General features: G+C 60.2%; 14 protein-coding genes. 9 read left to right on the top strand and 5 right to left on the bottom strand.

Going from position 1 to position 14,954, the window contains the following annotated elements:
- The first annotated feature begins 265 nt into the window (after positions 1 to 265).
- The 9 genes from ACSQ3G_RS28770 (at position 266) to ACSQ3G_RS28730 (ending at position 10,157) form a co-directional block, all read left to right on the top strand.
- Positions 266 to 1,453 carry a lactonase family protein gene (locus ACSQ3G_RS28770; protein ID WP_436112709.1) on the top strand — a complete coding sequence of 396 codons (1,188 nt, stop codon included), beginning with the start codon at positions 266 to 268 and terminating at the stop codon, positions 1,451 to 1,453.
- A 230-nt stretch (positions 1,454 to 1,683) separates the two neighbouring features.
- Positions 1,684 to 2,817: a transporter substrate-binding domain-containing protein gene (locus ACSQ3G_RS28765; RefSeq protein ID WP_436112708.1), complete on the top strand. Its 1,134-nt coding sequence runs from the start codon at positions 1,684 to 1,686 to the stop codon at positions 2,815 to 2,817.
- A gap of 1 nt (position 2,818) precedes the next feature.
- Positions 2,819 to 3,442 carry an ANTAR domain-containing response regulator gene (locus tag ACSQ3G_RS28760; RefSeq protein ID WP_105418073.1) on the top strand — a complete coding sequence of 208 codons (624 nt, stop codon included), beginning with the start codon at positions 2,819 to 2,821 and terminating at the stop codon, positions 3,440 to 3,442.
- Positions 3,443 to 3,630: 188 nt separating this feature from the next.
- Positions 3,631 to 4,476, top strand: a complete 846-nt coding sequence (locus ACSQ3G_RS28755) for a nitrilase family protein (RefSeq protein ID WP_105402563.1) — start codon at positions 3,631 to 3,633, stop codon at positions 4,474 to 4,476.
- A 29-nt stretch (positions 4,477 to 4,505) separates the two neighbouring features.
- Positions 4,506 to 5,654 carry a substrate-binding protein gene (locus tag ACSQ3G_RS28750; protein WP_105418069.1) on the top strand — a complete coding sequence of 383 codons (1,149 nt, stop codon included), beginning with the start codon at positions 4,506 to 4,508 and terminating at the stop codon, positions 5,652 to 5,654.
- A 51-nt stretch (positions 5,655 to 5,705) separates the two neighbouring features.
- A complete protein-coding gene (locus tag ACSQ3G_RS28745; RefSeq protein WP_105402565.1) occupies positions 5,706 to 6,539 on the top strand; it encodes a branched-chain amino acid ABC transporter permease in 834 nt (277 codons plus the stop codon).
- Positions 6,532 to 8,286: a branched-chain amino acid ABC transporter ATP-binding protein/permease gene (locus tag ACSQ3G_RS28740; protein WP_436112707.1), complete on the top strand. Its 1,755-nt coding sequence runs from the start codon at positions 6,532 to 6,534 to the stop codon at positions 8,284 to 8,286. Before ACSQ3G_RS28745 ends, ACSQ3G_RS28740 begins: the two co-directional genes overlap by 8 nt.
- Positions 8,279 to 8,983 carry an ABC transporter ATP-binding protein gene (locus ACSQ3G_RS28735; RefSeq protein ID WP_436112706.1) on the top strand — a complete coding sequence of 235 codons (705 nt, stop codon included), beginning with the start codon at positions 8,279 to 8,281 and terminating at the stop codon, positions 8,981 to 8,983. The genes ACSQ3G_RS28740 and ACSQ3G_RS28735 overlap by 8 nt, the downstream gene beginning before the upstream one ends.
- Positions 8,984 to 8,996: 13 nt before the next feature.
- Positions 8,997 to 10,157 carry an amidase family protein gene (locus ACSQ3G_RS28730; RefSeq protein ID WP_105435541.1) on the top strand — a complete coding sequence of 387 codons (1,161 nt, stop codon included), beginning with the start codon at positions 8,997 to 8,999 and terminating at the stop codon, positions 10,155 to 10,157.
- Positions 10,158 to 10,226: 69 nt separating this feature from the next.
- On the opposite strand, the gene ACSQ3G_RS28725 is transcribed toward ACSQ3G_RS28730, so the two are convergent.
- From ACSQ3G_RS28725 to ACSQ3G_RS28705, 5 genes are all read right to left on the bottom strand, one after another.
- Complete coding sequence (locus tag ACSQ3G_RS28725; RefSeq protein ID WP_436112705.1) at positions 10,227 to 11,186, bottom strand: dihydrodipicolinate synthase family protein; 960 nt, start codon at positions 11,184 to 11,186, stop codon at positions 10,227 to 10,229.
- Positions 11,187 to 11,272: 86 nt separating this feature from the next.
- Complete coding sequence (locus ACSQ3G_RS28720) at positions 11,273 to 12,049, bottom strand: ABC transporter ATP-binding protein (protein ID WP_436112704.1); 777 nt, start codon at positions 12,047 to 12,049, stop codon at positions 11,273 to 11,275.
- Complete coding sequence (locus ACSQ3G_RS28715; protein WP_436112703.1) at positions 12,046 to 12,903, bottom strand: ABC transporter ATP-binding protein; 858 nt, start codon at positions 12,901 to 12,903, stop codon at positions 12,046 to 12,048. Before ACSQ3G_RS28715 ends, ACSQ3G_RS28720 begins: the two co-directional genes overlap by 4 nt.
- On the bottom strand, positions 12,900 to 13,832 hold the full coding sequence (locus tag ACSQ3G_RS28710) for an ABC transporter permease (protein ID WP_436112702.1): 933 nt from the start codon (positions 13,830 to 13,832) through the stop codon (positions 12,900 to 12,902). Before ACSQ3G_RS28710 ends, ACSQ3G_RS28715 begins: the two co-directional genes overlap by 4 nt.
- Before the next feature lie 5 nt (positions 13,833 to 13,837).
- Complete coding sequence (locus tag ACSQ3G_RS28705) at positions 13,838 to 14,950, bottom strand: ABC transporter permease (protein WP_436112701.1); 1,113 nt, start codon at positions 14,948 to 14,950, stop codon at positions 13,838 to 13,840.
- Positions 14,951 to 14,954: the final 4 nt, after the last annotated feature.

Here is a 14,954-nt window from a genome sequence, read left to right as displayed (position 1 = left end):
TGCTTCGGGCTCGATATGGCGTCTCCGGATTATCGTGGGTTTCGTAGGGGACGAAAGCGCTGGGTTACAGTAACACGTCGAGAAAAGAGTACGGGTGGAATTCAAACCTCAAAAATTATCGCAACTCGACAATCCGCAAAGGAGGTATTATCTCTTTACCAGAATTGGGAGGAAGAGCATGTATGTAGGGAAGCAGCAGGCTAATTATCGAAAATACCTGAACCCCGCCGTAGGTGGAGCACTTGGAACACGGAGACTTATGCAAATGCAGAAGGTTATATTAGTGGCTGCAACCTGCCTGACAGTCGCGGGTGCCATGTTTACGACGACAACGCCATCGCTGGCCAAAACAATGGTTTACGTATCCGCTGCAACGGACGGTGAGATCAACACCTATAGTATGGACGATAAAACAGGAGCTTTGACGCCAGCGGGCAACGTCAAGGCTGGCAACTCCGTGATGCCGATGACAGTCAGCCCTGATGGAACGCATCTTTATGCGGTCATCCGGTCGCAGCCTTATCGCGTATTGTCCTATGAAATTGATCCCAACACGGGCGGACTGACGGAAAAGGCAGTGGCGGCATTACCGGATAGCATGCCTTATGTTTCGGCCGAAAAATCCGGCCGACTTTTGTTCTTCGCGTCCTATGGCGGCAACAAAATTGCATCATTGCCGGTGGGAGCTGATGGTCTGGTTAAAGATGGTGCCAAGCAGGTTGTCTTGACAGGGCGAAATGCCCACTCAATCGCCAGCGACAAAACCGGAAAATACGTTTTCGTGTCGAACCTCGGTTCCGATGTGGTTCTGCAATATACTCTGAATTCCGAAACCGGCCTGCTGGAACCCAACGCTCCGGCGAGCGTCTCAACAAAGGCAGGACAGGGTCCACGTCACATCGTGATCTCGCCAGACAACAAGTCGGTCTATATCGTCACTGAACTCAGCGGTGAAGTCATTCACTATGCGCTGGATGCCGCCAAGGGAACTTTGACGGAAAAAGACGTCGTGGCCGTTTTGGCACCAGATGCCGGCCTTGAAAAGGGCGTCGCGCCAGCCGCACCGGCTGCGTTCAATGTGCCACAGAAGCCAGCGGCGGCACCTGCAGCTGCCCCTGCCGTAGCGCCGCCAGCAAAGATTTGGGCTGCTGATATCGGCATCACGCCCGATGGAAAGTTCCTCTACGCGTCGGAGCGTTCAACCAGCACGATTGCAATCTTTGCGGTGGCTTCCGATACCGGTGCGCTGGCCCGTGTTGGCTTCGTTGAGACCGAAAAGCAGCCGCGTGGCTTTCGCATCGATCCGACAGGCCGGTTCCTGATCGCGTCTGGGGAGAAGTCGGAGCAGCTTTCCGTTTACGGTATTGACCAGAAAGATGGATCGCTGAAAAGGGTTGGTCGTTACCCAGTTGGCAAGGGCGCAAATTGGATCGAGATCGTCGATCTGCAATGACATAAAACGCAGCTAGTCTCATATTGAGACTAGCTGCCTTCACTGTTTAAAATCGCATACGAGTGATGAAAAGACACTGTCGGCTGACACATGTGTGTCTGATTGCCAAGGTGTGGTTGCCCGTGCCGCTTGCGGGATCCCATGAAAAAGCACTAAGGGTATGGAAATCGAAAGCGCAGACCTGAGGTCTTCACCGCTTCCGAACCTCCAGCACGTCGGAAAAGGCAAAGATGACACGCTCCGAATGGCGGGTGGGAGTGCTGTTTTCCAGAAGCGGAATTAGCGAAATTACGGAAACCGAGCACTTTCTTGGCACCGCACTTGCAATCGAGGAAGTCAACGCAGCGGGCGGCGTGCTTGGCAAGCCCATCGTTCCGATTGCCTATGATCCGGGCGGAGATCAAACCGCCTATCGCAATCTGGCACGGCGCCTTTTGGCGGACGACGACGTCAACATCATTTTCGGCGCGTCGATGTCGGCCAGCCGAAAGGCAGTGCTTCCCATAGTCGAGCGGCACAACGGACTGCTGTTTTATCCGTCGATGTACGAGGGCTTCGAATATTCGGAAAACGTAGTCTATACCGGCGCCACCCTCAATCAGAACACTTTCGCCCTCGCGGAATACCTTCTTCGCCACCACGGGCGCCGGATCTTCTTCGTTGGCGCGGATTATATTTATCCGCGCGAATCCAATCGGGTCATGCGGGATGTGGTAGAGGCCAAGGGCGGTGAAGTCGTCAGCGAGCGATATCTACCTCTTCATGCCGACGAACAGGTCTTGCGTTCGGTTATCTCTGATATCGTCCGTCTTCAGCCCGATGCCATCTTCTCGACCATCATCGGCCGGCCGGCGCAGCGGTTCTATCGCATGTATGCCGAGGCCGGGATCGATCGAACGCGGGTTCCGATTGCGAGCCTGACCATGGCCGAGAGCGAGATTCGCGCAATCGGAGCCGACGCCTGCACCGGCCATATCCTTTCGGCGACTTATTTCCAGACGGTCGAGAACGAGGCGAACGAGCGCTTCGTGGGGGCTTTCAAAGCCCGTTTCGGCGAGGAGTACACCACGAGCGTATGGTCGCAACCGGCCTATGCACAGGTTCACCTCTTCGCCCGCGCGCTTGCCCGTGCCGGCTCGCTCGAGACCCATCGCATTTCCGAAGAAATTCTCCTGGAAGATTTTCTTGCTCCGGAAGGTCGGATCAATTTCGACGCCGATACCCGTCATCTCTGGCTGCATCCCCGCATCGGTGTGGCACGCGCCGACGGCTTGTTCGACATTGCTTGGCAGGCGCCCGGACCCATCCGACCGGATCCCTACCTGACGGCCTCGCGGTTCGAAGACGTTTGGCTGGAGGCCTGAGATGGCGGGACCGAGCAGGATCGTTCAGGATCTGCGGCGCGCGCGCGTTCTAGTTGTCCATCCGCGCGACGAAGACGGAAACGTTCTGATCGCCCACCTCAAGCGCCTTGGCTGCGAGGTTCGGGCGACCTGGCCCCTTCCACCTTCGTTGCCTCCGGACGTCGACACCGTCTTCCTGCATGTCGAGGATATGCATGTCGAGCACGCGCTTGAGATCATCGATCTTCAGCAGACGGCGATCATCGCCATCGTCACGTATGAGAGCCCGACAGCACTTCAGGCGATCATCGATCTTAACGCCCACGGCGTGATCAGCAAGCCGTTGCGGCCGCTCGGCATCCTGACGCAATTTACGCTTGCACGTTATAGGCAGAGCTACGAGAAACGGCTCGCCGGCAAGGTTCAGAAACTCGAGGAAACATTGAAGGGTCGCCGGTTGGTCGACAAAGCCGTTTCGGCGCTACGGGTCATGAATGGTCTCGATGAGGAGGCGGCCTATAAGCTCTTGCGCGATCAGGCAACGTCGAAGCGCGTTCCGATGGCAACGGTCGCCGAATCGATCATTGCCGCACAAGAGACTATGAAAAGCCTCGGACTTTCCGTCGGCGCAAAAGTTCAACCTTAAGTAGGCGGAGCCAAATGCCCTGACAATGCCTGCTGAACCGGCTTGACGGTCCCGTCCTTTCGTGCAAGCCTAAGGGTAACGAGCAGGTTTGCTCAGCGGCAGGGCTGCCGCATTCACATCATGGCTATGTAGCCTCTGGTTCACGGATTGAATTCCGTGCCAGAGGTTTTTTGCGTTTGGAGACAAGATTGAGCGTCAAGGCCTCAACCACACGGACGGTAATCGTCGCAACCGTCCAATTCGAGCCGATCATCGGTGATCGCGCCGGTAATCTTGCGACCATTGATCGGCTGGTAAGGGCGGCAAAGACCAGGGGCGCGGAGATCGTCGTGCTGCCGGAACTGGCCGACAGCGGATATAACTTCCTTGATGGCGATGAGGTTGCGGCATTGGCCGGCGCGGTGCCCGATGGCCCGAGTGCCGAGACGTTCTGCCGCCTTGGCCGAGAACTTGCCCTTTACATCGTCAGCGGCATAGCCGAGCAGGATGGCGATCGGTTCTACAACAGTGCGCTTCTCTGCGGACCCCAGGGGTATATCGGCAAGTATCGCAAGCTTCATCTTTGGAATAACGAAAACCGTCTGTTCAGAAAAGGCGATCTCGGGCTGCCGGTATTCGATCTGCCCTTCGGCCGTATCGGCATCGCTATCTGCTACGACGGCTGGTTTCCGGAAACATTTCGTCGGTTGGCGCTGGCCGGCGCCGAACTGGTCTGCGTACCCACCAACTGGGTACCGATGGCCGGTGCGGAAAGCGCTGCCGAGCCGATGGCAAATATCCTCCACAAGGCGGCTGCCCACACCAACGGTCTTTACATTGCTTGCGCCGACCGGATCGGCATCGAGCGCGGTCAGTCCTTCATCGGCCGCAGCCTTATCGTCGGCCCGCAGGGCTGGCCCGTATCCGGTCCTGCAAGTGCAGACCGCGAGGAAATCCTCCTTGCGCCAGTCGATCTGTCGAGCGTGACGGAAACCCGCACACTCAACAGCTTCAATAATCTGCTCGGCGACCGCCGGGCCGATGTCTACGGGTAACAACAACCCACTTAAGAAAGGGGAACAAAATGCAAATGAAAACCATGATCCTTACACTCGCAACCTCCGCATTCGCCACCGCAGCTTTCGCCGAGGCTCCGATCAAGATCGGCGTGCCGGTGGGATTGTCTGGCGCAAACAGCGTGGTCGCGCCGTCTGTCGTCCAAGCCGCAGAGCTCGCCGTCGAAGAGATCAATGCCAAAGGCGGCGTGCTCGGGCGGCCTCTACAGCTGGAGATCGCGGACGACGCATCAGGGGCGGCCGGAGCGCAAAAGGCCTTCGATTCGCTGGTTTTCCATAAAGAGGTGAACGTCGTCATCTCCATGGAGACGAGTGCCGCGCGCAATGCTGGCCTGCCAATCATTTCCAAGGGCGACGTGGCGTACATCTACACGTCCTTCTATGAAGGCAAATCCTGCAATGCCAATCTTTTCGTCGATGCCTGGGTTCCAGAACAGCAGGTGCCGCCTGTCGTCGACAATTTCATCATCAAACAGGGCGCAAAGAAGTTCTTCCTGATCGGTTCGGATTATGCCTTCGGACGCGGCATGCTGTCCTTCGCCAAGGGCTATATCAAAAAAGCCGGCGCCCAGATTGTTGGCGAGGAATATCTGCCCATGGACGGCAGCGACTGGACGGCCATCATCTCCAAGGTCCGTTCCTCCGGCGCCGACGCCATCATCACCTCGACGGCCGGCGGCGCACCGAACGTGACCCTGACCAAGCAGTTGCGCTCCTCTGGCGTTACCCTGCCTTACGGCAATCTCGCGGTCGACGAAGGTACTGCCAAAAGCATGGGTGCCGACGCCAAGGACATCTTCCTCTCCGCATCCTACGTCACCGGAATCGACAGCCCGGAAAACAAGGCCTTCCTCTCGGCGATGGGAAAGAAGTTCGGCAAGGATTTGCGCACGCCGAACGATCTTTCCGTGCCGCAGTATGAAGCGATCTACCTTTACAAGGCAGCCGTCGAGAAGGCGGGCAGCACGGATACGGCGGGCGTGCTCAAAGCTCTTCCTGACGTATCCTTCACCGGTCCGCGCGGCAAGATCTCCATGAACAAGCAGCATCACGCCCCCCTGACGATGTATCTTGGCCAGGTAAAGGGCGACGGAAGCGTGGCCGTTGTCGATAGCTTCAAGGACGTCGATCCCGGCAATCAGTGCCCGAACCTCTGAAACCAGCGTGGCGGGGCAGGGCGCCCCGCCTCCATCATCGGAGTTCTAGAAATGACGCTCTTTCTCGATGTCGTCAGCACCGCGGCCATTCTCTTCATCGTTGCCGCCGGGCTGCTTGCGATCTTCGGCGTGCTGAAGATCATTAATTTCGCGCATGGCGCATGGCTGACCATTGGGGCCTACTGCGCTGTCGTCGTCAGCGGGTTCGGCCTCAATCCATGGCTTGCCATTCCCTTTGCCTTCCTGATCGGCGCGATCCTCGGTGGTGTGGCGGAACGGTTCATCGTGCGACCTCTCTATCGCCGGCCGCTCGATGCCATTCTTGCAACCTGGGGCCTTGGCATCGTCATCGGCCAGTTGATCACGCTCTGGTTTGGCCGCGACGTGCAGTTCACGCCGGCGCTGCTGCCCGGCACCTTCGATCTCTTTGGCGCCGGCTATTCGGCCTACCGTCTTTTCGCCATTGTCGCGGCCATCGCTCTGGGGCTCGGTTTCACCTTGCTGCTCGATGGAACACGGCTTGGTCTTTCCGCCCGGGCGGTCATCATGAATGAAACGCTGGCGCGGGGTCTCGGTATCGATACCGAAAAGGTGCGGCTCACGACCTTCATGATTGGCACCGGCCTTGCGGCCCTTGCCGGCGTGTTGCTCGCGCCGCTGACCAGCGTCGATCCCAATATGGGCGTCGCTTGGCTGACAGGCGCCTTCATGCTGGTGATGGTCGCAGGCTCTTCTTTCGGTGCGCTTGCTGTCGCCTGCCTCATCTTCGGGGCCGCCCAGGTGCTCGTCAGCATCTATTTCAGTCCAATCCTCGGCGGCATCACCGTAGCCGTCCTTTGCGCAATCACACTGCGCATACGTCCGAAGGGATTTGCCCGTGCGTGACAGACAAAAACTCCGGCTCGTCCTTCTTGTGGCGCTGGCGCTCACAGCTCTCCTGTTGATCGTCTTCGGACCGATGTTTCTCGGCCGCTTCAGCCTCAACGTCCTGACGCGTTCGATGATCTACGCGATGCTGGCGATCACCGTCGATTTGCTGTGGGGCTACACGGGTGTTCTCACCTTCGGACAGGCGGCATTCTTTGGCGTGGGCGCCTATGCCACCGCCATGGTCCTCACCCATATCGGCGCAAGCCCGGCGCTTTTCGTCGTTGCCCTTGTCGCTTCCGTGCTGGTTCCGCTCATGCTTGGGCTAGCGGTCGGCTGGCTGTCGTTCTATCACGGCTCGACACCGCTCTATGCCACCGTGATCTCGCTCGTGGTGCCGATCGTCGTCACGCAGCTCGTCTTTTCCGGCGGCACCTGGACCGGTTCCTCGGGTGGCCTCGTCGGTTACGAAACCCTCCCGCTCGGGCTTCCCGGCTATTTCCGCCTGTCGGGGGCGTGCCTGCTGGCCTTGGCCGTTCTTGCCATCGTCTTTGTCCGGTCGGACGCCGGCCGTCTGCTCGTCGCAATCCGCGACAACGAAGCCCGCGTGGCTTATCTCGGCATGAACCCCGCCCGGCTGAAGATCGTCCTGACGGGCGTTCTGGCTGGCGTATGCGGCCTGGCGGGCTTCCTCTTTGCCAATGCATCCGGTGTCGTCGCCCCTGAAAACACCGGCTTCGTATTCGGAACCGAGCTCGTCGTGTGGACGGCGCTCGGTGGCCGGGGAACGATTGTCGGACCCTTGTTCGGCGCAATCGGCATCGATTATCTGAGCGCCAGTCTTTCGGGCGATCTGCCCTTCCTGTGGCAACTGATCGTCGGTGCGCTCTTCGTTGCCATGATCATCCTCTTGCCGGGCGGCCTCGCCTCCCTGGTGACGCGATTCCTGAAGTCGGCGAACTCCAGCAGCACTCTGAAGTCCTTGCCGACGCGCATCGTCAAGGATGGTGCGTTGGCAAGCAAGAGCCTCCTGTCGATCCGCGGTCTCGGCAAGTCCTATGGCAGCTTCGCCGTCCTCAAGGGTATCGACCTTGAAATCGGCGCCGGAGAACTCGTCAGCCTGGTCGGCCCCAATGGCGCCGGCAAGACCACGCTGATGCGCTGTCTCTCGGACGGCACCCAGCAGATCGAAGGTCAAGTGGATATCATCGGCACGAATATTGCCGGTCGTGCACCTGAGCGGATCGTCGCCCTCGGTGTCGGCCGCAAATTCCAGGTTGCCAGCATCTTCGACAGCATGACCATCGGCGAATGCCTGAAGATGGCACGGTTCAGCCGCGAGAGACCCAACCCAATGCGGTCGCTTGGCGAGATCATGCTGCCGGCAGCGGCAGCCGAGATCCTGACGCTCACCGGCATGGCGGATATGCTGGACAAGCCGGTGTCGCGGCTGTCGCATGGTCAAAGGCAGGCTCTCGAACTGGCGATGGTCGCCGCTCTGGAACCGCGCATCATTCTTCTCGACGAGCCGACTGCGGGTCTTACCAAGACCGAGCGCATGACCATCGGGACCATTCTCAAGAAGCTGACGGACGAAATGGGTTTCGCCGCCATTCTGGTCGAACACGATCTGGATTTCGTGCGCGACATATCGAGCCGCATCGTGGTTCTCCATCAGGGCAAGCTCGTGCTCGACGGCACGGTGAATGACGTGGTCAACTCCGAAACGGTTCGCACCATCTACGCAGGAGGCGTCCATGGCTGATACGTTCAAACTCAAGCTCAGCGGCGTGTCGAGCGGATATGGCGCAGTCGATGTGGTCAATGGCGTGTCGCTCGCCATCCGGCCGGGCGAGATCTTCGCGCTCATGGGCAAGAACGGCATGGGCAAGACAACACTGTTGAAGACGATCCTTGGCTTCCTGCGTGGCAAAGGCACGATCGAGGTCGACGGTGCCGTCATCGCCGACAGAAAACCCGCGGAGCTGATCTCTTCTGGAATCGGCTATGCCCCTCAGGAATTGCCGTTGTTTCAGGATCTCTCGATCCGCGACAATCTGCGCCTCGCGCTCAAGGGCGATCGGGATCTGGCATCCGCACTGGAACGGGTCTACGGTTATTTCCCTTTCCTGAAGGACCGGCTGGCACAGAAGGCCGGCACGCTATCGGGCGGGGAGCAGAAAATGCTGATCCTCGCGCGAGCGCTGATGCTGCGGCCAAAATTGCTGCTGATCGACGAAATCTCCGAAGGCCTGCAGCCCTCCGTCGTTCAGAATATCGCCAAAGCATTGAGGGACGAACGGGAAAAGCGCGGCACGACCATTCTGCTCGTCGAACAGAACCTGGATTTCGCCCTTTCGGTGGCCGACCGCTGGGCCATTCTCAAACTCGGGGCGATCGAAGACGAAAGCCCCAATGGGCCAGATAGCCGCAGCCGTGTGCTGCAACATCTGAAGATCTAGGGAGCCGGGGCGAGTGCGAGACCCATGGAACGCTTTCATGCCCTATCCGGATGCGGATGTCGGGCACGCGGCCATCGGTCCGCTTTCCGGCCTTCGACTGGCCGTCAAGGACCTTTTCGACGTTGCCGGCTATCCGACCGCGGCCGGCAATGCCGCGGTGCTCGCTGCCTCCGGCATCAAGACATCGACGGCGCCTTTGGTCCAGACGCTGCTCGATACCGGCGCCTGCTTCGTCGGCAAAACCAATACGGATGAGCTCGCCTATTCCCTGATCGGCGGCAACATCCATTTCGGTATGCCGATCAATCCGCGCGATCCCGACCTCATTCCCGGCGGCTCGTCGTCGGGCTCAGCCGTCGCGGTTGCCGCTGGCCTCGCGGATGTCGGGCTTGGAACAGACACGTCCGGTTCCATCCGGTTGCCGGCCGCCGTCAACGGCCTTATCGGCTGGCGGCCAACACATGGAGGCCTGAACAACAGGGCGCTGCGTCCGTTGGCGCCAAACTTTGATGTGCCGGGCTTCATGACGAGAAGCCTGGAACCAATGGCCGCGGTGATGAGCGCCGTCGGCATGCACGCGGCAAGTGACCGACCACAATCTATTCTTATTCCCGAGGATATCTTCGCAACCATTGACGACGCGGTCGCCGACCAGATGATTGCCAGCCTTCGATCAGCTGGCATACCTGTTCGCGAAGTCGGCCCGATCAGTTGGTTGAACTTGGATGAGCTTGCTTGGGCGTTCACGACCATCCTCCAAAGAGAAGCCTGGGAAAGCAACAGATCGCTTCTCGAGCGAAGCCTGCATGCTATCGCGCCCGACATTGCTGCGCGGCTCCTGTCAGGATCACGGCTGAGCGAGGAGGAGGTGCTCGAGGCGCGTCGGATTCGAGAGCAATTTTCCAAGGAGATTGATCGACTTTTTGGCGAGGATGTCCTCGTCGCTCTTCCGACATTGGCCGCGAAACCGCCAAGGCGCGACGCCGCACCGCGATGTCTCGCAGCGTTTCGCTCCGCCTGCATCAAACTTCTGTGTCTCTCCGGACTTAGCGGTTGCCCGCAATTGGCACTTCCTATTGCCCGACCCGGCGGGAACATCTCATTATCATTGCTTGGCAAAAGGGGCGCGGACAGGATGCTACTGGATGTGGCGAAGCTACTGCGTGTTGAGTGACTTGCGGGTCTTTGGTTCGAATCCGATCAAGGCGATCGTGTCGCTGCCCGCGCAGGTGATGCCGGGACCTTAGGCCCGCTCAACCTGCTTCTCGACCTGACCGGATTGATATGCCCGATCCGCCGCCAGCAGTTTCTGCGAGGCTTCCGTTATGGCGGAGAGCACCTTGGCATCGGTGATATTCTCCAGGAACGGCAGCATCGGGCCGGTATCCGCAATGCCGGCGGTCGCGACCGCTTCATGCAGGACGCGGAGCGGCGATATGCCGTCGCGCAGGTCTTCCAGCCCCATGAAGAAGGCCCGCAGCCGTTCCGCCTCGGCGACGTTGCCGGCCTTCAGTGCTTTCAGGATACCGGTGGACATGGCGGGTGCGACGCAGACGGAGCCGGACGTGAAGCCCTGCAGACCGAAATCCATCAGGTGGCTGATCGCCGGCCGCTCGCCGATGCCGGAGATGATGATCTTGCGATCGACCTTCTGGACGAGTTCGGAGAGGTAGGCATCTTCCTTCGGGTTCTGCCGGACGACTGCGTATTTGATCGTGCAGATCGCCCCATCCGCAACGACGGCCGCGAGATCGGCCGCCGAAATGTAGTCGAGCGACTTCACATAGGCGATGATCGGTCGCCCGTAGGCGTCGGCGATACGGCGAAGGCCGGTTGCGACGCCGGCCGAAGTCACCGGGAAATTCAGGGGCAGGACCATCGCCGTCGGCAGGTCGTGGTCCTTGAGAATTGCGATCTGGTCCAGCGACTTGCCGTAGTCCGGACCGACCGAAGGGATAAGCCAGGTGCCGGAGGGGGCGATCTCCTTCAGCATGTCGACCATCTCCGCAAATTCGCGGACGGAGATGTTGTAGAGGTTGGCGTTGCCGCCATAAAGCGCTGTCGTCACGCCGCCTTGCGCCAGATGCGCCAGAATCTGGCGGTTGCCTTCGCGGTCGAGCGTGTAGTCGGCCTTGCGTGCCAGGGGCGGCACGGAGAGGACCGATTTCGCAAGCATTTCGGGTGTCACGGAAAAATTGGGCATGGCTTCAGGCTCCCGGTTCAGGGGTGAGTGGAAAAGCATTGAGGAACGGTCTTGCCCAGCGTCCAGGCGCCGGGCGCCCGTTGGAATCAGGTCGAGCTCATGACCTCGACCGGGCGCATTTCCTGCTTGCCGTAAGCGCGGCTGGCGGAAAGAAGCCGTTGGGAATAGGGATGCTGGACATGGCCCGAGCGAATCTGCTCGATGCCGGTTTCCTCGACGATCTCGCCGCCGTTCATGATCGCGACGCGGCTGCAGAGATGCGCGATGACGGCCATGTCGTGGCTCACCAGCAGGTAGGTCAGCCCGCGTTCCTTCTGCAGATCGGCGAGCAGGTTGAGGATTTCCGCCTGCACGGAAACGTCGAGTGCCGAGGTCGGCTCGTCGAGCAGCAGAACAGGCGGGTCGAGGATCAACGCGCGGGCGATCGCGACGCGCTGCCGCTGGCCGCCGGAAAGTTGATGCGGGAACCGATAGCCGAGGCCGGGATCGAGACCGACTGCTTTCAGCACGTCGGAAACAGCGTTTTCCTTGATCGGCAGGTTCTGATTGCGCAGTGGTTCGATCAACTGCGAACGAACCGTCTTGCGCGGATGCAGCGAGCCGTAGGGGTCCTGGAAGACCATCTGGACGTCGCGGAAGAAGGCTTTGCTCCGCTCCGGCTCCAGCGGCTTGCCATCCAGCGAAATCCGTCCGCCGTAATTGCGGTTGAGGCCGGAAATCGCCCGGAGCACGGTGGATTTGCCGCAGCCGGATTCGCCGACGAGGCCGAAGGATTTCCCGCGTTCGACGGTGAAGCTGATACCCTTCACAACGAGCGGCGTGCGCGGGCCAAACCGGACGGTGAGGTTTTCGACGTCGATCATGACGGCACTCCGATCGTGGGTTGCGTCAGCCAGGACGGATCGCGCGTCAGCGTCGGCAGGCGTGCCGGCGGGTTTTCAATGGACGGCAGCGAGGCGAGCAGCCCTTGGGTATAGGGGTGCTGGGCATTGTCGAGTTCGGACGCCTTTAGCACTTCGACGACGCGTCCCGCATACATGATCAGCACCCGGTCGCAGAATTTACGGATCAGGTTCAAATCGTGGCTGATGAAGATCAGGCCGAGGTTGCGCCGGGCGATCAGTTCGTCGAGCAGCGCCAGAACGTCGAGCCGCACGGTCACGTCGAGCGCCGACGTGGGTTCGTCGGCGATCAGCACTTCCGGCTCGGCGATCAGCATCATGGCGATCATGATGCGCTGACCCATGCCGCCTGAGACTTCGTGCGGATAGAGCCGGAAGACGCGCTGCGGATCGCGGATCTTTACCGCTTCCAGCATTTCCAGCACCTTCTTCTCAGCGGCCTTCCTGCCGGCTTTCGGATAGTGCAGCCGATAGGTCTCGGCGATCTGCTCGCCGACGCGCATGACCGGGTTTAGCGAATATTTCGGGTCCTGCAGGATGAGGCCGATCTGCTTGCCGCGGATATCCATCATCTGCTTTTCACTGGCGGCCAGAATATCGGTGCCCTTGAACGTCATCCGGTCGGCGGTGACCGTTGCGGTCGGCGGCAGGAGCCGCATGATGGCCCGGCCGACGGTCGATTTGCCGGAGCCCGATTCGCCGACGATGCCGAGCTTTTCGCGGCCGAGTTCGAAGCTCACGCCGCGCACGGCTTTCACGAAGCCGTGGGCGAAGGAGATTTCCATATTTCTGACATCGATGAGCGGTTGGGTCATTCGCCACCTCTTGGGTCGAGTACGTCGCGCAGGGCATCGCCGACGAGATTGAAGGCAAGACTGACGACCGCGATTGCAATGCCGGGCGCGGCGATAACCCAGGGGCTGTCGAGCATGAACTCGCGGCCGGTGGCGGCCATCGCGCCCCATTCCGGCCATGGCGGCTGGGCGCCAAGGCCGAGGAAGCCGAGGCCGGCGGCGGTCAGGATAATGCCGGCCATGTTGAGCGTCACGCGGACGATGACCGAGGGTACGCACATCGGCAGGATATGGCGCATGATCACGGCGGTCGAGGATGCGCCTTGCAGCCGCACCGCGGCGATATAGTCCATTTGCCTGAGGCTCAGCGTTTCGGCGCGGGCGAGGCGGGCGATGGGCGGCCAGGCAGTCAGCGAGATCGCGATAATTGCGTTGGTGATGCCGGGACCGAGAGCTGCCGCAAAGCCGAGCGCCAATACGAGACCGGGGAAGGAGAGGAAGATATCCGTGATGCGCATCAGCACCTCATCGACAATGCCGCCGAAATAACCGGAGCAGGTGCCGATCAAGAGCCCGATCGGTGCGACGATGATCGTCACGAGGATGATGATGTCGAGCGTCGTGCGTGCGCCGTAAATGATGCGGGCGAAGACGTCGCGACCGAAATTGTCGGTTCCGAGAATGTGGTCCCAAGAGGGGGGCGACAGGCGGATCGCCATGTTCTGAGCGATCGGATCGTATTGCGTCAGAAGCGGGGCGGCGGCGGCGGTTATGATGAGGATCAGGATAACCACCAGGCCGACGACGCCGAGCGGATGTTCACGGAATTTCAGCCAGCCCTGGTAGAATTGCTGCACAGACGCATGCAGCGTACCCTTGGGTTCAGGGGCGAGAAGCCAGCCGCGAATGCCGGGAGGCGTGGGGCGAGATTGGGAAATGGGTATCGCCATATCTATCACCGTGTTCTCGGGTCGAGGATGCGGTAGAGCACATCCGACGTGATGTTGATGATCAGGAAGACGATCCCGATGGTGAGAACCGCGCCCATGACGACATTCATGTCGTTCATCTGCAGGCCGCGGGTCAGATACTGGCCGAGCCCCGGCCAGGCGAAGACGGTCTCGATCAGCACCGCGCCTTCAAGCAGGCCGCCGAGCGTCAGCGCTATGATGGTCAGGAGTTGGACGCGGATGTTGCGGAAGGCATGGCGCCAGATCACCTGGCGGGAGGCCAGCCCCTTGGCGCGCGCCGTGATGATATATTCCTGGCTGAGTTGCTCCAGCATGAAGCTGCGCGACATGCGGCTGATATAGGCGACGGAATAATAACCGAGGATCGAGCCGGGCAGGATGATGTGGCCGAGCGCATTCTGGAAGACGTCCCAATTGGCTTCCATGGCGGAATCGAGCAGCAGGAAGCCTGTCACCGGCGTGACGATGCCTTCGTAATAGACATCGACGCGCCCCGATGCGCCGACCCATTGCAGCTTGGCATAGAAGATGAAGAGCGCCATCAGACCCATCCAGAAGGTCGGGATCGAATGGCCTGCAAGACCGACGATACGGGCGACATGGTCGATCGGCTTGCCGCGATGAACCGCAGCCGTGATGCCGAGTGGCACGCCAACGATCGTGCCGACGATCATCGCCACCAGGGTCAGTTCGATCGTCGCCGGAAAGATCGACAGCAGGTCGGTGACGATGGGCTGGCCGGTGATCGCGGAGACGCCGAGATCGCCGGTCAGCACTCTCTTCACATAGCTCAGGAACTGGATGTAGACGGGCTGGTCGAGGCCGAGTTGCTTGAAAACCCGGTCATAGACTTCCTTGCTGACCTCGGGTCCGGTGATCGCCAGAACCGGATCGGCCGGCAGCAGGCGCCCCATCGAGAAGGTCAGGAAGAGCAGCCCCAGCAGCGTCGTCACCACAGCGACGACGCGACCGATGAAGCGACGGACGGCAAGCTTGATGCCATCATCCGGCATGTCATCGACCGGGCCATCGGTGGCGGGACCAGTCGCGGTCGGTACGGGCGAGTTGTCTCGTGTCGTCATGTCCACGCTGGCCACGTCA

Origin of the sequence: Neorhizobium tomejilense (assembly GCF_964254135.1) — a bacterium.
GTDB classification, from domain to species: domain Bacteria; phylum Pseudomonadota; class Alphaproteobacteria; order Rhizobiales; family Rhizobiaceae; genus Neorhizobium; species Neorhizobium tomejilense.
Note: the sequence above shows the minus strand (reverse complement) of the source record. Positions and strands in the feature narration are given on the sequence as shown.